General features: G+C 57.5%; 17 protein-coding genes. 14 read left to right on the top strand and 3 right to left on the bottom strand.

What is annotated here, in order from left to right; genetic code table 11:
• Positions 1-220 precede the first annotated feature (220 nt).
• From GRI91_RS00005 to GRI91_RS00065, 13 genes are all read left to right on the top strand, one after another.
• Complete coding sequence (locus GRI91_RS00005) at positions 221-739, top strand: Csu type fimbrial protein (RefSeq protein ID WP_160734606.1); 519 nt, start codon at positions 221-223, stop codon at positions 737-739.
• Between the two features lie 84 nt (positions 740-823).
• Positions 824-1,510 carry a fimbrial biogenesis chaperone gene (locus GRI91_RS00010; protein WP_160734607.1) on the top strand — a complete coding sequence of 229 codons (687 nt, stop codon included), beginning with the start codon at positions 824-826 and terminating at the stop codon, positions 1,508-1,510.
• Entirely contained in the window at positions 1,461-3,869 is a 2,409-nt protein-coding gene (locus GRI91_RS00015; protein ID WP_160734608.1) for a fimbria/pilus outer membrane usher protein, read from the top strand. The genes GRI91_RS00010 and GRI91_RS00015 overlap by 50 nt, the downstream gene beginning before the upstream one ends.
• A gap of 43 nt (positions 3,870-3,912) precedes the next feature.
• Positions 3,913-4,839 (top strand): Csu type fimbrial protein, encoded by a 927-nt coding sequence (locus GRI91_RS00020; RefSeq protein ID WP_160734609.1) that lies wholly within the window; start codon positions 3,913-3,915, stop codon positions 4,837-4,839.
• Between the two features lie 69 nt (positions 4,840-4,908).
• Positions 4,909-6,801: a M1 family metallopeptidase gene (locus GRI91_RS00025; RefSeq protein WP_160734610.1), complete on the top strand. Its 1,893-nt coding sequence runs from the start codon at positions 4,909-4,911 to the stop codon at positions 6,799-6,801.
• A gap of 62 nt (positions 6,802-6,863) precedes the next feature.
• On the top strand, positions 6,864-7,346 hold the full coding sequence (locus GRI91_RS00030; protein WP_160734611.1) for a MarR family winged helix-turn-helix transcriptional regulator: 483 nt from the start codon (positions 6,864-6,866) through the stop codon (positions 7,344-7,346).
• A gap of 106 nt (positions 7,347-7,452) precedes the next feature.
• Positions 7,453-10,956, top strand: a complete 3,504-nt coding sequence (locus GRI91_RS00035; RefSeq protein ID WP_160734612.1) for a CHASE domain-containing protein — start codon at positions 7,453-7,455, stop codon at positions 10,954-10,956.
• Between the two features lie 138 nt (positions 10,957-11,094).
• Positions 11,095-12,027 (top strand): glucose-1-phosphate thymidylyltransferase RfbA, encoded by a 933-nt coding sequence (rfbA, locus tag GRI91_RS00040; RefSeq protein ID WP_160734613.1) that lies wholly within the window; start codon positions 11,095-11,097, stop codon positions 12,025-12,027.
• Positions 11,999-12,544: a dTDP-4-dehydrorhamnose 3,5-epimerase gene (gene rfbC, locus GRI91_RS00045; protein ID WP_160734614.1), complete on the top strand. Its 546-nt coding sequence runs from the start codon at positions 11,999-12,001 to the stop codon at positions 12,542-12,544. Before rfbA ends, rfbC begins: the two co-directional genes overlap by 29 nt.
• Complete coding sequence (gene rfbD, locus GRI91_RS00050; RefSeq protein WP_160734615.1) at positions 12,541-13,473, top strand: dTDP-4-dehydrorhamnose reductase; 933 nt, start codon at positions 12,541-12,543, stop codon at positions 13,471-13,473. The genes rfbC and rfbD overlap by 4 nt, the downstream gene beginning before the upstream one ends.
• Complete coding sequence (gene rfbB, locus GRI91_RS00055; protein ID WP_160734616.1) at positions 13,458-14,531, top strand: dTDP-glucose 4,6-dehydratase; 1,074 nt, start codon at positions 13,458-13,460, stop codon at positions 14,529-14,531. The genes rfbD and rfbB overlap by 16 nt, the downstream gene beginning before the upstream one ends.
• A gap of 93 nt (positions 14,532-14,624) precedes the next feature.
• Positions 14,625-15,059, top strand: coding sequence for a hypothetical protein (locus GRI91_RS00060; RefSeq protein ID WP_160734617.1), 435 nt, complete (start codon positions 14,625-14,627; stop codon positions 15,057-15,059).
• A complete protein-coding gene (locus GRI91_RS00065; protein WP_160734618.1) occupies positions 15,056-16,402 on the top strand; it encodes an SGNH/GDSL hydrolase family protein in 1,347 nt (448 codons plus the stop codon). Before GRI91_RS00060 ends, GRI91_RS00065 begins: the two co-directional genes overlap by 4 nt.
• A 1-nt stretch (position 16,403) precedes the next feature.
• On the opposite strand, the gene GRI91_RS16210 is transcribed toward GRI91_RS00065, so the two are convergent.
• The 3 genes from GRI91_RS16210 to GRI91_RS00080 are packed head-to-tail and all read right to left on the bottom strand — an operon-like array spanning position 16,404 to position 19,247.
• Complete coding sequence (locus GRI91_RS16210) at positions 16,404-16,994, bottom strand: acyltransferase (RefSeq protein ID WP_272917824.1); 591 nt, start codon at positions 16,992-16,994, stop codon at positions 16,404-16,406.
• Complete coding sequence (locus tag GRI91_RS00075) at positions 16,991-18,346, bottom strand: O-antigen ligase family protein (protein WP_160734619.1); 1,356 nt, start codon at positions 18,344-18,346, stop codon at positions 16,991-16,993. Before GRI91_RS00075 ends, GRI91_RS16210 begins: the two co-directional genes overlap by 4 nt.
• Before the next feature lie 7 nt (positions 18,347-18,353).
• Positions 18,354-19,247, bottom strand: a complete 894-nt coding sequence (locus GRI91_RS00080) for a sulfotransferase domain-containing protein (RefSeq protein WP_160734620.1) — start codon at positions 19,245-19,247, stop codon at positions 18,354-18,356.
• Between the two features lie 159 nt (positions 19,248-19,406).
• Between GRI91_RS00080 and GRI91_RS00085 the strand changes: the two genes are divergently transcribed.
• The gene (locus GRI91_RS00085) at positions 19,407-20,768 is read left to right on the top strand and encodes a lipopolysaccharide biosynthesis protein (RefSeq protein WP_160734621.1); all 1,362 of its coding nucleotides are present in this window, start codon (positions 19,407-19,409) and stop codon (positions 20,766-20,768) included.
• Position 20,769 lies beyond the last annotated feature (1 nt).

Consider the following 20,769-nt stretch of genomic DNA (forward strand, 5'->3'; position numbering starts at 1 on the left):
CCGCGGGCCTGAAGGCGTGTCTGGAGCCAAGAGGTGCAGATGGGCGAGCCGCCGCAGGGCGAACCAGAGGGACGCAACCTATAAACATACCTTTGCGTCGATAATTCCCTTAAAAGTCACGTAATTAGGTAGACTTACCGGGTTGGTCGACAAGAAGAACGCACTAACTTCACTGTAGATAAGCTCTATTCAATCGGTTTAACTATAGCGAGTTTTTACCATGCGCAGCTTTTCGCGTTATACTGCCGCGGCACCCCTTCTATTTTTCGGCGCGCTTTTTCCTTTGTCTGCTCAGGCAGCAACGGAGACTGATACGTTTGAGGTGCTGTTAACGATCGAGGACGCCTGCGCCGTGACAGCAGGATCTGGCTCTGCGATCGATCTTGGAGCCCAGGCAGCCAGTCAGACGGATATAGCCTCGAGCGGTACGTTCACGGTCAATTGTTCCAATTCAACGCCTTATTACATCGGTCTTGCGCCTTCCAACGGCAGTACGAGCGGTGCGGGCGAACTGGCTTCGGGCACCACTACAGATAAAGTGCCTTATCAGCTCCGCTCCGCTACTGGTGGGGCCGGGACGATTTGGGGCAATACGGCCACATCCAGCGCTGTCGGCAATGGCGTCGCCGGAACGGGCGAGGGCTCTGATCAGAGCTATACTGTCTATGTGACGGTGCCGGACGCCAATTTTACGCCTGCCGATTACAAAGATACGGTAACGGTGACGGTGAATTTTTGATCGTTTTTTGATGCGATGCGCATTCCCGCTCCTTTTGTCGGCCTTCTTCTTGCGTTCCAGAGCGTCGCAGCCAGCAGTGGTGGCTTGCAGGTTTCACCTGTTCGGGTGACAATTGACCAGCCATCGGAAGTGGTGTGGTTGTCCAATGCATCACCAGAGCCGTTATCCGCGCAGATCCGCATCTTTTCCTGGACCCAGGATGGCGGTGAAGAAAGTCTGCGTGCGACCGACGATCTGGTAGCCAGCCCCCCAATCATGGATATTGGTGCGGGTGAGCGTCAGCTGGTCCGGCTTATTCCTCTGGCGGCGTCAGTTATGCAAGCATCGCCGAGCAAAGTCGCCTGCGAAACGGCTTTTCGCATGATCGTGGATGAACTGCCCCCCGAGAGGGATGCCAGGGCAGTCCCACGTGCGGGCGTGCGTTACAGGCTGCGTTATTCGATACCCGTGTTCCAGCCAGCATCCTCCTGCCCGCAAGAAATTACGCCCGAACTCACGTTTACCTGGGAGAGAGAGGGCGAGGATCTGATGTTGAAAGTGGCCAATATCGGGCACCGCCACGCGCAATTGGGCCGGGCAATCCTGCGAGACGCAAATGGCGATGTGAACATATTAAGCGAGGGGTTATGGGGCTATGTCTTGCCCGGAAGCGCGATGTCATTCGCTGTGCCGAGCCTGCCCGATCCTCGATCCCTGTCAGGAACGCTCGAGATCATGGTCAATGGGACGGAAGAACGCCATTTGCTCCAGAGCAGCGCGGCGGATAGCTGATCTCGTGGCGGCCTGCTGTCTAACGCTCTGCATTCCATTCAATGCCAGCGCGGCTGCCCGTCTGGATGACCGACCTACACAAGCCGGCGGCCTGCCGCCAGCGGCGGTTGAGGATGAGCCGGGCGAAAAACCGGTTCCGCTATATCTTGCCGTGACAGTAAATGGCGTTCAGCGCGGTGTCGCGCCCTTCGAGATGCTGGGTAGCCGCATCCGCGCAGCCCCGCTGACGCTCTCCTCGCTTGGGCTCCGTGTTGAGGTGGACAATCCGTCGCCGCTGTCATTGGACGATCTCTCCTGGCTTTCCACTCGATATGATGCCGGTCGGCAGGCGATCGAATTGTTTGCGCCTGCGGAACGGTTGCTGGCGGAGACCGCCTATCTCAACCAATTGCCGGAAGACAATCCGCCCATTCTGCGCGGACAAGGCGCGCTGCTCAATTTCGATCTCGCGGCCAATCTTGTCCGCGATACGCTGAGCATGAATGGCTATGGCAATCTGCGTCTCTTTTCCGGAGATGCCTTGTTCGAAAATAGCGGTCTCTGGCGTCAGACATCAGGCCCTCAGAAGAGTGGTTCTGCATTTCTGCGCTTCGATAGTACCGCGCAATTCAGTCTGCCGGACCGGAAATTGCAGTTCCAACTGGGCGATGTGACCACCATAGGCAGCAGGCTGGGCCGTGCGACGCGGATCGGCGGATTGCGGGTGGGGTCGGATTTCTCTCTGCAACCTTATTTCGTCAGTACGCCGCTGCCCGCGTTTCTGGGATCGGCCATCCTGCCGTCCAGCGTCGATCTGTATATCAACGGGTTGAAGCGCTATAGCGGCAATATCGCGCCGGGGCCGTTCGAGCTTTCAGCCGGCCAACCGCAGATCAGCGGTGCGGGCACAGCGCAGGTGGTACTGACCGATATTCTTGGCCGCAGTGTCACTCTCGATTTTCCGATCTATGATTCCGAAAGCCTGCTGCGGAAGGGCGTTTCCGAATGGTCGTTCGCGGCCGGGACATTGCGGCGGGATTACGGAATCCGATCCTTTGCCTATCAAGATGACGTGCTGGCCAGCGCGGACTGGAGACACGGCGTGTCTGACAGCCTTTCCGTGGCGAGCCACGGCGAATGGCGTGAAGGGATGCTTAATCTGGGCGCAGAGGCGCAATGGCTGAAACCGACGATCGGCCTGCTTTCCGCCGGACTTTCCGCCAGTAGCAGACAAGGGCGCAAAGGCTATCGCTACAGGCTGGGCTATAGCTGGATGGACAGTCGGTTCAGCATATCGGCCGATATCGAACGCGCGAATGAGGCCTATGCCGATATTGCTGCGACCTATGGCGTTCCCTTTCCCACGATCCGTGATCGTTTTCGAATAGGGTACACGACGCGCAGTCTGGGGAGCTATTCGGCAGGTCTGCTGCGGCAGAAAATCGCCGGCAAAGGTGCGGAAACGATTGCCAGCGCCTATTGGTCAAAGTCTTTCAGTTCCAGCCTGTCTGTCAATATGTCCGGCAACTATGCCTTTGGCCAAAGTGGTTACAAAAGCGTGTTTCTGACTTTGTCCTACAGCCCGGGCAGCCGCGCGCATTATTCGGCGTCTTTCAATGAAAGCAATCGCTCCCGGCAGGCGCTGCTCTCTGCCCGCCGTTCCGCGGATTATGATGGCGGCGCTGGTTGGCGGATGCAGCTATTGAGGCGAAGCGATGATGTGGAACTGGCCGGACAGGCTGACTATCTGACTGACTTCGGGCGCTTCACCGCAGGCGGGCGAACAGGGCAGGCAAGCTCAGCCTTTGCCACCTATCGTGGGGCGCTGGTGGCGATGGACGGGGGGCTTCACGCGGCCCGTGAGATTAACGACGGTTTCGCCATCGTTTCTGTTCCGGGACGTGAAGGTGTGCCGGTCCGACTGCAGAACCGCGAATATGGCGTTACCGGCAAGGATGGCACATTGTTGGTGACGGGGCTCAATGCCTATCAGCACAACCGCATCGAAATCGATCCCAGCAAGCTGCCGCCCAATCTCGAGATCAAGGCATTGGTGAAGGACGTGGTGCCCGCGCGAAAGGCGGGCGCTTCGGTCAGATTCGAAATGCAGCCGGGGCACTGGTTGATGATGCATGTCGCGGATGAGAGCGGCAATTATCTGGCGGTGGGCAGCCAGGCAGAATCCACGCTGACCGGCAAGCGGTTTCATCTCGGCTATGACGGAATGCTCTATATCGAACAGGCTCAAGCTGGCGATATTCTGATTATTCAGGTTGATGACGGGGCATGTCAGGTGACACTGCCCGATAGTATCCCGAGTGAAAGGCTCGGGCGCCTTGGCGACGTGACATGCGCGGAGACCATTGATGCCCGGCATTGATCGCTCGTGTTTGAGGAGCAGCCTGTGCTGGAACTGCGCGCTGTTGGCTCTGGCGCTCTGCTGTGGTGCGGTGTTGCTATGGCCTGACCGTGCGAAGGCCAATGTTTATTGTGAACAGACCGATGCGGGAATTGATTTCGGCACGTCGCAAAGCGGGACCGGATCGATCGATTTTCGCTGTTACAATTGGGAGCAGCAGCCGATTACCTTCACACTGTGTGTAGCGCTCGGCACTCCGAGCTGGCCGGGCACGTCCGCCGAACCGCGATTGCGATCGGGCAGCAACAGTCTGGCCTATAATATGCATCTTAACCCCGCTGCGACCAGCGTCTGGGCACCCAACAATCCGTTGGTTCAGGTGGTCTCCATGCCGGCTGCCAATGGCAGTATGGTGACCGGTTCCATCCCCTTCTACGGCCGGCTTGAAAGCTCTGAGACCGTAGCGCCGGGAACCTATACCGGCAGTTTCTACAATTCGCAGATTGGCTTTCTGCCCAACGGCAGCACGGTCTGCCTGCAGCGGATGGGGCGTTATACCGGGCGCAATTTCAATATGACGGCGCGGGCAACGGTGACCAATAATTGCATAGTCTATGCCGGCAGCCCCGCCGATCTCGGGGCGGTGCCGCGGACCGCCGCCAATGTGTCGGGTTCGACGGCGATCACGGTGCGCTGCCCGAGTGGAACGCCCTATGCGATCGGGCTGACACCCAGCAATGGCAGTCACGCCGGGGCAGGGCAATTGTCTGGCACGGGAGCGAATATGGACCGGCCGCCCTATCAGCTGCGCTCTGGCAGCATCGCTGGGCCAGTCTGGGGGGATCTGACAGATGTTTCCTCAACCGGAAATGGTGTGGCTGGCACAGGTGATGGCACGCATCACACCCATGATGTCTTCGTGACGATGCCGAGTCTGCAATATGAGCCCGATAATTACAGCGATTTGGTGCTGGTAACGCTGCATTTCTGAACCGCTGTGGAAGGTGGAAGGCGGTTTCAAATGATTGCAGTTTGGCACGCCTGTGCTTAGATATTGTCCATGCGTATTCTTCTTGCTGCCGCGCTGCTGACCAGCGCCGCCCCGATTGCCGCTCAGACTTCTGATCAGTCCAGCGCTGTGCCGGCTCCTGTTTTAACCACGCCTGATGCGAAGGATGTCTGGACCTATGCCCAGCCTGAAATCGCGCGCGTTACCCATGTAGGGCTTGATCTCGATGTCGATTTCGACAGCCGGACTTTGTCGGGTCATGCGACACTCGATATTCAGGCGCAGCCTGATGCCGGGGAGATCATCCTCGACAGCGACAATCTGAATATCAGCGCGGTGACCAATGGAGAAGGCCGCCCGCTGAATTGGAGCGTCGGCGCGCGCGATGATGCGCTGGGCGCACCGCTGACGATCGAACTGGACGGATCGCGCCAGATCGTGATCACCTACAGGACAAAACCGGGCGCGAGTGCGCTGCAATGGTTGCCGCCGGAAATGACCGCCGGGAAGAAAAAGCCGTATCTTTTCAGTCAGGGGCAACCCATTAACAATCGCAGCTGGATACCGACACAGGACAGTCCGGGTATTCGTCAGACCTGGGATGCCAGCCTGACTGTTCCGGGCGATCTGGTCGCGGTGATGAGCGCGGAAAAACTGAGCGGCGAAACCGGTGAGCTGTTGCCCGATGGCCGCCGCCGCTTCCGCTTCCGCATGGACAAGGCGGTGCCGCCTTATCTGATCGCCTTTGCCGTGGGGGATCTGCAGTTCAAGTCGCTCGGCCCGCGTTCCGGCGTCTGGACGGAAGCCTCCATGCTGGATGCTGCGGCTTATGAATTTGCTGATGTCGAGAAGATGATTGATGCGGCCTCTGACCTTTATGGTCCCTATCGCTGGGGCCGGTATGACATGCTGGTTCTGCCGCCATCCTTTCCCTTTGGCGGGATGGAAAATCCCACGCTGACCTTCCTGACGCCCACGATCATCACAGGCGACCGGTCCAACACCGATGTCGTCGCGCATGAGCTGGCGCATAGCTGGTCCGGCAATCTTGTTACAAATGCCACATGGTCGGATAGCTGGCTGAATGAAGGGTTCACGACCTATTTCGAGAACCGCATCATGGAAGCGCTCTATGGAGAGGAGCGCGCTGCCATGTATTCCGATCTCGATTGGGATGGAATGATGGCGGATCTTGAGGTCTATGGCGGCCCCACCGGAACGGGCGCTGCCACGCGCCTGCATGGTGATCCCGGTGCCACCGGCGGACAGCTTGATTATTTCAAGGGTTCCAACTTCCTGCGCATGCTGGAAAAGACCGTTGGGCGGGAGCGGTGGGATGCTTATCTGCGCTCCTATTTCGACCGGCACGCCTTTCAGCCGCAAACCACGGCCGGTTTCCTGACCGATTTGCGGCAAAATCTGCTCAAGGATGATGCCGATCTGGAACTGTCGATGCAGCTGGATCGCTGGGCCTATGCCGCTGGTCTGCCTGATAATGCGGTGCATATTCAGAGCGAGACGCTGGCGGAAGTGGATCGTGATCTGGCCGCGTATAATGCTGGCGGCGTTGCGGCGGATGTCGATACGCAGGGCTGGAGCACGCAGGAATGGTTGCGCTTCCTGAACGGAATTCCGCGTGAGCAAACCGAGGCGCGCCTGCAGGATCTGGATGAAGCGCTGGGTCTGTCTGATTCATCCAATGCCTATGTCCGTTCCGCCTGGCTCGAACTGGCGATTGCCAATCGTTATCAGGCAGCGGTTCCGTCTCTGACTGAATTTGCGACACGGGTGGGCCGCGGCTTGCTGATCCGCCCGCTCTACTCCGGTCTGATGGAACAGGGCGAGTGGGGACGTGATCTGGCAAGGCAGTTGTATTCAGAGGCAAAACCGACATACCATCCGGCCACGGCTGCCGGTATCGAAGCCATAATAGAGGTGAAATAGAGGGGCACTGATGCCCCCTCCAGTCGGGTGAGGCCGGATCTGCCGGTGCGGGGAGATGATGATTGCAGATAGACGAATTCCAAAGTGATCATCATCCGTTCCCCGGCTCGCCGGGGCCGGATTTGCAGCTGACAATGGCCATGGTCCTGTGTGTCCGTAACTGGCGTGGGATATTAGAGGACCATCTGCGTCCCTTGGGCCAGAGCACGGCGCGGATGGAGGCGCTGTGGGCGATCGCTCATATGCCGCCGGAAAGCACTCAGGCGGATATCGCGCGCGCTATGGGAATAGAAGGTGCGACGCTGACGCGCATGGTCCAGCTGCTGGTTGATGAAGAGCTGGTTGAACGTTTCGCCGACGATGTCGATCGCCGGCGCAATCACTTGCGTCTCACCGCTAAGGGGCAGGAAACCTTGGCCAAGATCAACGAGATCACCGAGAAACTTCGTGCTGAACTGATTAGCGGGTTCGAAACGGAGCAAATCGAGCAGGCCAATGGTTTTCTCGCTCAATTGCTGTCGCGCCTCCGGACGATGGGCCCATAGGGGGAGCCTCCCTCCTACACATTGCTTCTTAATCGAAAACTTAACGATTAGTACTTAGTTTCGCTGGTTGAGAGGAATTGCGGGTTGTCCGGATTCAGCAAATGTATTGAGCGTTATTAAGTATATGCAGTGGCTCAATTCCAGAACTTGGTACAGCACCGTAATCCTGTCGGTTTTGCTAAGCCTGACCTATTTGCTCGGTGGTTTGTTCGGCACGCAATTTGCCATTCCTCCTGGTTACGCCTCTCTCGTTTGGCCTGCCACCGGCTTGGGCCTCATCGGAATTCTGGTGGGTGGAAATCGGCTATGGCCAGGAATCTTTCTCGGTTCCTTTCTTGTGGTTGTCGCGGTCACGGTATGGCGCGATTTGCCGGCCAGTATTCCCAGTGTGCTGGCCAGAGGAAGTCTGGTTGCCATTGGGGCGACGCTACAGACCGTTCTTGCCGCGACACTTTTGCGCAAACGCTTCAGCAATGGAGTGGAGCTGTCTGACTGGCGAGATTGCACGGCGCTCTTGTTGTTGGGTGTGCTTCTCCCCCCGGTCGTAAAGGCGAGCTTCGGTGTCTTGGCGCTGAATTTCTCCGGCTTGCTGCCTTGGGGGTGGGGCGTGACAAATTGGTGGACATGGTGGCGGGGGGACGTTCTCGGCGTTCTGGTTTCCCTGCCAGCCCTTTTGTTCAGCCGTTATTCGCCGTTTGAGATGCGTTGGCGCGGCTCAGCTTTTGGTGTTGCGGCAGGCGGTGCGGCTATTGGCCTTTGTCTGGCCGTTGGTCTCACCTTCTACATGTGGAAAGTTGCGGTCGAACGGGAATATGAACGCGCCCATGAAAGCTTCGTCGCCCTGACCGTAGATGCCGAACAGGCTTTGCGTCACCGCCTGGATACCTATGATCAGGTTCTGGAGGGGGCGGCCGCGCATTTTGCTGTCTCAGACGAAGTGGACATGCAGGAATGGCAGGCTTACGTCGCCCGTCTCGACCTGGATAACACGCTGCCCGGATTGCACGGGCTGGGTTATTTTCAACGGGTCGAGGATGCTGATCTGGCCGCCTTTGAAGAACAAGTCCGGCAGAAGGGTATTCCGGATTTCAAAGTTCATCCCAAAGTTGAACGAGATGAACATTATGTCATCACTTATCTCTCTCCGCTCGAACGCAACAAAGAGGCGGTGGGGCTGGATCTGGCATTCAATGAGGGGCGCCGCAGAGCCATCCTCCGTAGCCGGATCAGCGGAGATACCAGTCTCACGAGCCGGATCATCCTGGCGCAGGATAGTGCGCGCGGGAACGGATTTTTGCTGCTGCGCCCGATATTGCCGCCTTCGCTGCGATATCAGGATTCAACACGCTGGGTCTATGCGCCCTTGTTGGCGAAGGCCTTTCTCCATCGCCTGACCCCGCGGGAAAACATGGATTACGAGCTCTCTATCTATGAGGGAAGCTCGATAGACAACGCCGATCTGATCTACGCATCAATCAGCGTGGACAAGCTTGAAGACTATGCTTTTGAACAGACACGCCAGATCACGATAGCGGGGCAGCACTGGACCTTGCGGTGGCGCAGTCTGCCGGGTTTCGAATACCGGATCGTCTCCAATCAACCGCTGGTGATCCTGGTTACCGGCCTGATCGTCACCCTCGCTCTTGCCATTCTCCTGTTTACCTTGCTCCGCCGTGAAGCGATCATCCGGCGCAAGGTCACCGATGCGACCGAAGAACTTGAGGCTCTGGCTGAAGAGCGACGCCTGAGCGCCGAAGAACTGAACGAGAAAAATTCGATGTTGGTGATGACAGAGGCGATGGCGCATGTCGGGCACTGGCACCTGGACCTGAATGACAACAGCGTCTTCTGGTCGGAACAAACCTACGTCATTCACGGCAGAAAATCACGCCAGCCACCAACCATTGAAGAGGCATTCTCTTATTATCATCCCGATGATGTCGCGCATGTTCAGGAATCGGTTGAAATCGCCAGATCGCAGGCCAAACCTTATGGCTTTGAAGCGCGGATTGTTCAGGAAGGCGGCGATATTCGCTACATTCATGTGACTGCGCAAGTCGAGCGCGGACAAGATGGTCAGGCCAAATCACTGTTTGGGGTCATTGGCGACCGGACTGAAGAAATACAATTGCGTAACGAATTGCTTGTGGCCCGCGATGAAGCAGAGGCGGCTACAGTCGCCAAATCAGCATTTCTTGCCAATATGAGCCATGAAATTCGCACGCCGATGAACGGGGTGATTGGCTTCACCGAACTGATGCTGTCGGATCGCTTGCCGGATATTCAGCGCAAGCGGGCTCAGCTTATTGCGGAATCGGGCCGCGCGATGATGTCTCTGCTCAACGATATTCTGGATATTTCCAAGATCGAAGCGGGTCAGATGGTTCTGACGGATGAGGCGGTGGATCTGCGCCATAAGCTGGATGCCTGTTTCAAGCTGATCGAGCCGCTGGCAGCACAGAAGGGTGTATCTCTGGAGTATGAGATCGCATCCGATGTGCCGACTTACATTCAGGGCGATGGTTTGCGTCTGCGCCAGATCGTGCTCAATTTGCTCGGTAATGCGGTCAAATTCACACATGAAGGCGGTGTGAAAATGCATGTCGAGATTGATCGCGATGGGGATGAAGAATGGCTGTCCATTGCCATTGCCGACAGTGGCATCGGGATTCCTCAGGATCGCCTCGGTCATATTTTTGAGAGCTTTGGTCAGGCGGACAGCACGACGTCAAAGAAATATGGCGGTACCGGGCTGGGCTTAGCGATCAGCCAGAATCTGGGGCAGATGATGGGCGGGGACATCAGCGCCAAAAGCAGAGTCGGAGAAGGCACGACATTTACCCTGCGAATTCCCTTAATCGAAGCCGCAGTACCGCAAATTGATGAGGACGTGCAGGATAGCGGAGACCAAATCGATACCGCAGGAAAACGTGTTCTGGTTGCCGAGGATAATGACATCAATCAGGAGTTGACGCTTTCCATTATCGAACGGCTGGGACTGAAAGCTGATATCGCAGAGAATGGCCGGCAGGCTGTTGATATGGTGATGCAGGCGCGCAGCGATCACACGCCCTATGGCGGGGTGCTGATGGATCTGCAGATGCCGGAAATGGATGGGCTGGAAGCCACTCGGCAGTTGCGCAAATCTGGGGTGACGCCAGAGGAATTGCCGATCATTGCTCTGACTGCCAATGCCTATCCTGAAGATATCGCTGCTTGTCTGAATGCCGGGATGCAGCACCATGTCACCAAGCCCGTGCGTTTGGCGGAATTGCGGAGCGCGCTCCGCAAATGGCTCAGCACGGAAGAGGCTGAGGACGTTACGCCGGAAATCGCAAAGAAGCCGTCACTGGCGGAGCGTTTTGCTATGCGCAAGCAAGAGCTGAATGACCATCTGAAGCAGCTTAGCGCGCAAGATGAAATAGACGAAGCAGCGGCGGAAAAACTGGCGGGTATGATGCACCAGGTAGCGGGAACCGCGGGATTCTTCGATCAAGATGAACTGGGCGACTGGGCGCGCGAGAAAGAGGTGGAAATTCGGAAATCTGAAGACGCTTCCCGAAAGTCCCTGATCAACAACGCATTATCCGAATTCGAACAATTTTCTTGAAGCGCGGCTTACTTGAGACCCTCTTCAGTATTGATTTATCAAATGGTTAATTGACAATTAAACAATGTACACGGAGTATTGTGTACAATCTTGTAAGCGATTCTTTCAATTGATCGGGTCGCATCCTGGGGCGTGGATATGACTAACAGAAAAGGCATTATTCTTGCCGGAGGGTCCGGTACACGGCTCTATCCATTGACACGCGGTGCTTCGAAACAATTGATGCCGGTTTATGACAAACCGATGATCTATTATCCCTTGTCGGTTTTGCTGATGGCGGGAATTCGGGATATTCTGGTAATCGTACGGCCGCATGAATTGTCTGCCTTTCATGCCGTGCTGGGCGATGGCAGCAGTCTCGGAATTGAATTGCAATATGCACTTCAGCATGCGCCCGAAGGGCTGGCTCAGGCATATCACATCGGTGCAGATTTTGTCGGCAGTAATCCATCGACGTTGATACTTGGCGATAACATTTTCTACGGAAATGGTTTTACCGGCCTGTTGAGCAACGCGCTGGCGCGGCCGGACGGGGCCAGCATATTTGGCTATCCGGTAAAAGACGCGAGGGATTTTGGCGTGGTTGCCTTCGACAAACGCGGGAGAGCTGTGTCGATTGAGGAAAAGCCTGCCCAGCCACAATCCAATATCGCAGTTACCGGTCTCTATTTCTACGATGAGAACGCCGTCGCGCTGGCCCGTGATCTGAGGCCTAGCCCGCGCGGTGAATATGAGATCACCGATCTCAACCGGCATTATCTTGAAGGCGGCGCACTGAACGTCGAAATTATGGAGCGGGGCATGGCGTGGCTGGATACCGGCACCCATTCCAGTCTGCTCGATGCCGGGCTCTATGTCCGCACGATTGAGGAGCGGCAGGGGATCAAGATCTGCTGCCCAGAAGAGATCGCATGGCGTCAGGGATTCATCGATGATGAGGATCTGGAACGGCTGGCATCACCTCTGCGCAAAAGCGGATATGGCGACTATCTTCTCAGCCTGATTGAGGGCCGCAGTGTGAATGAACCGCAAAGTGAATTCGATGATATTTCACTCTACTGCTATAATTGACGTCAAACGCATTGTGCCCGACGTCTATGCCGATGACCGCGGCACATTTCACGAAAGCTGGAACAGCCGCGCATTTGCGGTCCATGGAATAGAGGCTGATTTCGTTCAGGATAATCATAGCCGGTCCGCGCGGGGTGTCTTGCGCGGGCTGCATTATCAATATCCGGCACCTCAGGGTAAATTGGTGCGGGTGGTTGCCGGGCGAGCATGGGATGTGGCGGTTGATCTGCGTCCGCAATCGGTGAGTTTCGGCCAGTGGGCGGCGGCGGAACTATCCGCTGAAAACCGCGAGATGCTGTGGGTGCCACCGGGTTTCGCCCATGGCTTCCTCGCGCTCGAGGATGACACCGAATTTCTCTATAAATGTACCGATTATTATATGCCGGATTGCCAGAAATCGCTGGCATGGAATGATCCCGATCTCGCCATAGACTGGCCGTTGGAGGGAATGGAGCCAATCCTTTCCCCAAAGGATCACGAAGCCCCGCTGCTTAGCCAGATCGACGCTGCCGGATGAAGGCGCTCATACTTGGCGCACAAGGTCAGCTCGGCCAGGCTTTGCTTTCTGAAGCGCCCGAAGACGCCATTTGCACCGGCGTGACGCGGCCACAATTGGATGTCACGGATCATGAGGCTGTCGATCGACTGGTGGAGGACAGCCAGCCTGATTTCATCTTCAACGCCGCCGCCTATACAGCTGTTGATCGGGCGGAAACTGATGAAGACAAGGCGCGCGCGGTCAACGCTCTCGCCGTTGGCAATCTATCCGCTGCCGCCCGGCGCCATGGTGCGCTATTGGTGCATACTTCCACCGACTTCGTATTTGATGGCCTGTCTGGCGTACCCTACGCGCGCACCGCGCTGCCCAACCCGGTCAACGCCTATGGCCGCAGCAAATATGCTGGTGAGCGATTGGCGGGCGAAGGGGCTTTGATCGTCCGGACTGCCTGGCTCTATAGCCCGGGTTCGGACAATTTCGTCGCCACCATGCTGCGCCTCATGCGGGAAAAACCCCAGCTGAACGTAGTTTGGGACCAATATGGTACGCCGACATTGGTGTCGGGACTGGCGGCGGCGCTGTGGCAGCTGGCCTGCGCGAATATCCGCGGCATTCACCATTATACGGATGCCGGTGTTGCCAGCTGGTTTGACTTCGCCATCGCCATTCAGGAAGAGGCTCTGGCGTGCGGGTTGCTGGATCAGGCGGTGCCGGTCCGGCCAGTGTCTCATGCGGATTTCAATCTCGCGGCGCCCCGTCCTCGCTTTACGGTTCTCGACAAAAGCGAAACATATGATGCGCTGGGCTATGCGGCTCCGCACTGGCGCAGCAATTTGCGTATGCTGCTGCAGGAAAAAGCTTTCATAGAGCGGTTGCATGCAATCTCAGCCGGAATATCGGCGGCGACACACGGAGAGTTTGGGGGAGGGGCATGGCGGCAATCCTGATTACAGGAGGCGCAGGTTTCATCGGGTCGAACTTCGTCCGCTATTGGCGGAAAAAGGCACCCAATGACGCGATCATCGTGCTCGATGCACTTACCTATGCGGGAAACCCTGCCAACCTGTTCGAGGTGCCCGGCGTAACGCTGGTGAAGGGGGATATTCGCGACACGCAGATGGTGACGGGCCTTTTGTCAGCGCATGGCGCCGACAGGATCGTTCATTTTGCAGCGGAAACGCATGTCGATCGCTCCATTTCTGGGCCGGATGCTTTCATCAGCACGAATATTGACGGCACGCACAGCCTTCTCAAGGCAGCCAGAAGCGTCTGGCTGGATCAGAACAGCGGCAGGCCGCACCGCTTCCATCACGTTTCAACAGATGAAGTCTATGGCGCGCTGGAATATGAAGATCCTGCCTTTCGCGAAGACCATCCTTATCAGCCCAATTCGCCTTATGCCGCATCAAAGGCTGCCAGCGATCATCTGGTCCGAGCCTATAACCGCACATATGGATTGCAGACCACGATCAGCAATTGCTCCAATAATTACGGACCGTTTCAATATCCGGAAAAGCTGATCCCCTTTTTCATTCTGAATGCGCTTCATGGTCAGCCTCTGCCGATTTACGGGGACGGGCTGCAGATTCGCGATTGGTTGCATGTGGACGATCATTGCCATGGCATCGGCTGCATTCTGGACCATGGCGAAATCGGTGAATGCTATAATATCGGCGGGGGGGAGGAGTTGCCCAACCTGACCGTGATCAACGCGATCTGCAGCGTGATCGATGCAGCCTTTGCTGCTGACCCTGATCTGGCCCGGCGATTTCCCGATGCCCCGTCGGCGCAGGGGCGGCTGACTGCGGACCTCAAAAACTACGTGACCGACCGGCCCGGTCATGACCGGCGCTATGCCATTGATGACAGTAAGATCCGCAAGGCGCTGGGCTATCACCCGGGGCATGATTTTACCGCTGGTTTCACTCAGTGTCTGCGCTGGTATCTCGACAACGAAGCATGGTGGCGGCCACTATGGACACCTGCGGAACCGGAATTGCGCTGACCACATAAATCATCCGCACGGGCAAAACTGCCCTGTCCTACAAGATATCACGCCGCGCAGAAGCTTTGTCCTTCACACAAGGATGGAGCGATCATGACCGAAAAACCGCATATTGAAACACGGGGACGTTTCGTGCCCCAAATGGCGCTGGCGATTGGGCAGGCCGGAGAGTCCGCCCTTTCTGTTCATGCTGGCAACCCGCTCCCGGTTCAGCAATATTTGCCTCCGGCTGCTTCGGAGCCGCTGACCGGCACTGCTGCCACAGATGCGGTGCTGGGGCCGTTTTATCCGGCGATGGGCCGGTCAATTTGGCTTACGCTCAGCGGAGACTGGACAGGCAAGGTGACGGTGCTGCGTTCCGCCGATGGGGGGATCACCCAATTGCCACTGACGATTGGCGGTGCCCAATGGGCCAGTTTTTCCGATAATGTTCAGGAAGCGATTGGGGAGGAAAGCGTGGCCGGGGCGGGATGGTATCTTGCCGTCACGCTGAGCAGCGGCTCGGTTGATTATGAGGTGCGCCAATGAGCACTGATATCATCGCCCGAGGGCTCGCCGCTCGGTCACGTGAGGACGTGCAAGGCATCGCTCGCCGCGCTACCGGCTGCATTGGCACCCGCATCGCGGGTGGCCGCATGTTCAAGGTATTTTCCCTCGCATCAGGCGTCGATGCGGGGCTCACCTTTGAACTCACCATGGCTATTGCACCGCCAGAAGGAGCGGATGCGTTCCGCTTCCTGATGTGCCTGGGGCAAACGACCCCGGAAAATAGCAGCGGCTTGTTGCAGAATGTATCGATGAATGGCTCCGTTACCACGTTGGGGGGCATGGGCAATGCCGATCTCTCTAATGCGACATGGACCCGCGCCACAGTGGGAGGCGAGGGAGACTGGACGATGCAGCCGCCCCAAACTTACGGGCGGCGTTCCTATCAATGGTCGGACTGGCTGCCGGTGCCTAGCATGGAGAGAACGGACGGCGACAAACACCATTTGTTGACCGCCCGCGTCTATCTTTATCAGACCACCGGTGCGAGCGCGCCTGTGGTGCTTTGGGGGCATGCGGCGGACAATTTTGAAAACCATGCCAGCCATCCCAGCGGCCGGGTCTGGCGTACGATCTATCGATCCGGCAGTTGCGCCGCTGCCAATCAGAATACGCTTAATCTTACGACGGGATCGCCTGCGAATGGCGGACCGATTGTGGGGTTCCAATATGCCGCCGCTGGAAAGGTGGTGAATCTGGTCGGCTTTGGGGATTCGATTTGTGAGGGTCGCGCGAGCTATATCGGAGATGGATTCGGAGCACCGGCTGCGGCGGCACTGAGCAAATCGGATGCATCCGCTTCCTATGAATGGAGCAACCTCGGCTGGACGGGGCAGACCTCGGCCCAGATCGGCGCCAATCTGGCTGATGCGCTGGAACACGGTATATTGGGGCCGCAGGATATTGCGATTATTCCCGGCGGGTCGCCCAATGACCAATCCAGTTTTACACCAGCCAGCATCGCCAATATGCGCGGTCAGCGGGGTAAATCTCGCGCGAGGCTGTCCGAGGCGAACGTTCCGCATATTCTCTATACGCAGCTGCCCATCGACCCGGTGGCGAAACTTTATGGTGCGAGTGACGCGCTGCGCCGCAGCGACAATGACCGATTGCGGAAACAGGCACAGCACGGGGACGTCGTGGCGGATTTTGCCTCTGCTTTCACCCTGTCGGAAAATGATCAGGGGCAGTCGATACCCAAACCAAACTATATGCAGGCTGATGGCGTGCATCCCAATGATGCCGGAAATGCTGCGGCAGGTGGTCTGCTTGCAACGGCTGTCTCTGAAATGCTCCGGCCTGCTGCGGGCAAGCTGGTTCGATAATCTATGATGATCGGGGTATCTCGAAGCCGGGGCGCATTTTGATGATGCGTGCCGGCACCCCTGCGGCAATCGCGCCCGCGAGTATGTCGCGCGTCACCACCGCCCCCGCGCCGATCACGGCATGTGGGCCGATGGTGACGCCTTCCAGCACACTCACATTTTGGGCCAGCCACGCGCCATCACCGATCCTTATCGGAGTCGAACTTATGCCTTGCGCCACGATGGGGCGGGCAGGGTCGTCAAAGCGGTGATTGCTGTCGCGAATATTGACTGCCCCGGCGATCAGCACATCCGTTCCGATGTCGATCACCGTGTTCGCACCGAAGATACAATTGGGACCGCACAGACTGCGCGCGCCAAAATGGATCGTGCCGCTGCCTTGAAACATGGTGCCCTGGCCAATCGTGTTGGCACCAGCAAATCGAACTTTCAGCAAGGCAGCATCGCCGATCTGCAAGAAGCGCACGCCAGGAAAGAAGCGCACACGCCCGCCAAGTTGAAAATGCGGCCAGAAGCGCAGCCGGATCATCATCCCGCTGATCATGAATGTCAGCCGCGTGATCACCATGCTCCACAGGTGGCCCAGTTTCATGTGTCTGTTCCTTTGGCTGCTGATCGGCTGCGATATCTATAGCCGGCCAGATTGTGCGGATGCGGCGGAGTGAATGTGACGGAAACATGCTGCATCTTGCTGCCTGCCAAGGCGCCGATCAGCAGGGCGAAGACGCCGCCCGTGCTGCCAATGGCATAAAGACCGCCAATTGTAGGCCCGGCCAGCACAGCGGCGATAAGCAGCGCAAACCCAAGGCTGGATGATTGGTCTTCCCGGACTATGCGCCAGCCAAATAAAGCGCATAATAGCGCAATTTGAAGGGCATAGAGCAGCAGCCCGGTCAGGCCGCCTCGCACCATCAGATGCGAATAGATGTTATGAAACTTACCAATTGCGCGCTGTCGCTCTGCGCCGAGCTTAATCGACATCAGCAGCGGCACTTCCTTGCCCCAGCCAAGGCCGAATAGCTGTGCCGAAATGCCCTCACTAACCACGAAGTCAAAACTGAGTGCAGTTTCAAAACCGCGCCAATTCTGCTGAATTTCGCGGCGAGAAGAATAGCTGGTCGGCTGCAGCTCTCCCAAAACCGCATGCTGGTGTTTGGGCGTTGCAGAGTGCACACCGCCAATGTCCTGCACAGCAGGCGTAGTGAGCAGGAACAGAAACCCGGCGCTGCCGAGACCAAGTGCGATATTTCGCCACTTCCCAGCGCACCAGAACAGCAGCAGAGCAGCGAGGACGCCAAGTGTAAGCAAATGTGCGCGACTGCCGGATAGCAGCAGCGATCCCGCGGTCAGCAGCAAAGTGAGAATGGCGCTGGCTTTTGGCGATTGGACGGCTGGGAAGCGGGCAATGCAAAGTGCCGCTGCGATCGCGCAAACTGCATAGCCATGGCCGATAGTTTCCCGAAAATCCGCGCGGGTGGCGCTTATCTCGGGATCGGCGGTGATCGCTTTGCAAATATAGAACAGCGCGAGGATCACCCCGGCTTGAATGATCGCCCTGAAATACACTTCCGAGCGGGGTATATGGGCGCTGAGCAAAAGCCCTGTGGTGAGCAGGATAAGCGGGAAGGCGATATAGAAAAAGGACCGCAGAATGACCACCAGCGAGTCCAGATCGCCGCTGGCAGTGACGATAAGGCCAAGCGGAATCAGCAGAGCCGTTGGGAGTAGCAACAGAAAAACAGCAGGCCGGGTTTTCGCGGAAATAGCCAGGCCGCATGATATCAGACAGCAAATGCCAAAGCTGAGTTCAGGCGGTGCAAGGCTGACGATCAGGAGCAGGCCGGTCAGTACCAGAGACGGGCCTTGGACTATCGACCGCAAGGGATTCAGAGAGGCCGCTGCCGGGTTGTTCGCGCCTTGAAATCTGGAAAATGCCTTGTTCATCGGGCTTTCAATTGCGCCCCCATGGGGGATTGAAGCCCTGCTGTTTCAACAGTTCCAGATCCTCGGAGAAGTGGTTTTGCAGCCGTTTCATCGTTTCTGCAGAAACCGGCGTGGCGGCAGGTTTTCCGCGATTAGTTTCGTTCCATTGCTGCAGGCGATAGGCCGATCGTGGGGGCATGTGGGCAATCATCTGGTCGGCCAGTTTCGATGCCCAGGGAAGCCGCCGGAGCGCGCGCAGCCGTGACAGGCGCGTATGGCCACCGCCCTTGAAGAATTGCTGGCCAGTTTTGCTTGATCGCCAATCGGCATCCACGCCGATCTGGCTGTGAATCTGCCGCATGGTTTCGGCTGGCCGTGCCTCCAGATCGGTCAGAAAATGCACATGCACCTGCGCTTCCCCGAAAAGGTCGATCCATGGTTGCAGCTGTCGGCCATATTCGCTCCAGGCGATGCAGCAATCAGCTTCGTTTTGAGCGGTCATTGCGGCCCGGCGCGCTTTTGCCAAAGCGCCGGGCTGCAGCCATTTTTCGGTGCATTCTTCAAATGATGCCCCAATCTGGCCGCGCCGCAGGCACATGCGGTAATGCGACAGGGTGCGTTCTATGGGCGGGCGCAACATCGCCAGAATGGTCATGCCGGGAAACAGGGCATGGGCCCGTTTCGCAGCATCGCTGCTTGCCAGATATTGCGGGGTACATTTCCCCAGCAGGCGGTTTTCAGTGGTACCAAAGAACTGGCGCGAAAAATTCTGCCATTGCGGGAAAGACGCCGGAGCGCTGTCGAAAAAAGGGGCTTCCTTATTCAGTGGCAAGGCAAGATTGGGATGATCGCGCAGTAATTCATGCAGGGTGGTAGTCCCGCATTTCTGTGCGCCAATCACCATGAAATGCAGCCCCTGCATGCCCCCGTCCAGAATTGTTGTGTTAACAATATTGTAACTATACAATAATCCTCAATCGAATAAAGTTCTGTTCTTCGGGCAAATCATTGTGAGGGGGCTCCACTTGATTACTATAACGACCCTTGCATCATTTTTTTGGAGCAGGGCGCCACATTGGTAATGATGGTAGCCCGGCAAGGTGAACGGCGCAGTGCAGCTTTGCAGGCTGTCTTGCCGGCGGACCGCCTATGGATGCTGGCTGCTTCGGGGATCAGGCTGGCAGGCGGCGTGCTGGTCTTCGTTTTGTTGGCGCGGTTGCTCGGGCCGGGCGCCTTTGGCCTCGCCGCTGCCCTGCTGACTTATGCAGCCTTTGCTGCGCTGATCGGTGATTTCGGCTTGTCGCTCTATTGCCTGCGGGAAGGCAGTGCGCAGCCGGAGCGGGCAGCAGAAATTATGCGGGGTGCATGTTGGCTGAAAGCCGTGATCAGCTTCGCCCTGATCCTTGCCGGCGCTTTCGCGGCTGTATTCCTGCTACCGGTTGCTGCCTTTGGTTTGGTCGCATTCGCTGCGCTGGCCGCGCTGGCGGGGTCCTACGCGGATCTGTTGCTGTTGATGGCCCGGATCCGCCGCCGATATGATCGGGAGGCGCAAGCGGTCACTGCAGGCACGGCGGCGACCGTGTTGCTGGTCGCACTATCGGGGGTGACCACAGGTGATATTGATTGGGCACTGGCCGCTTATGCCGCCGGGCGGATCAGCTATCTCGGCTTCGTGCTGATCGTGTCGCACCGCTGGTGGGGCCAGCCCGCAACGGGGCAGCCTCTGCGGCGCAATGTGCGGACAACATTTCACGCAACCAAAGCCTATGCAGCCGACAGTGTCCTGACCGTCACATCGGGGCAAATCGACATTCTGCTGTTTTCCGCTTTGCTCGGAGCGCAGGCGCTGGGCATTTATCAGGCCGGTGCGCGGCTGGCCCAATCGATTATGCCACTGGCCATAATGCTGTCGGCAATTTACCTGCCGCCGCTTGCTGCTGCATGTGCCGCCGATAGCAGGGCCGCATTTCGCCGTAATGCAGCCCGTCTGAACTACGAATTTCTGATCCTCGCGATGGGCGCTGCCCTTGGCTTTGCGATTTTCGGACCCGTTTTTACGCGGCACATATATGGCGCCGAATATGCCAGCCTGTCTGAGTTATGGCCTGGATTTGCCGCCTATGCCGCCTTGCGCATGATGGCGGCGAGTTTTGGGATACAGCTGGCCGCCAATGGCGCAATGTCGGTACGGATCGCGGCGCAAAGCTCCACGATTGCCGCTTTTGCAATTGCCGTGCTGCTGATCGCACCGGCTGCAGAGCCATTATGGATGCTGCCATGGTTGCTCGCGGCCGCGAACCTGCCGTTGCTGCTGATAATGGGCGCCGCCGCCTGGAGCCGCGACCGCGCCAATCACAGTTCTGCTGTCTGCCTTGCGGCGATCATCGCCGTGGTGGCCGCACTTTTGCTGTGGCAGCATTTCGTCCTCGCAGGGGCGGTGTGAC

Origin of the sequence: Altericroceibacterium endophyticum, from assembly GCF_009827595.1 — a bacterium.
GTDB lineage: Bacteria > Pseudomonadota > Alphaproteobacteria > Sphingomonadales > Sphingomonadaceae > Altericroceibacterium > Altericroceibacterium endophyticum.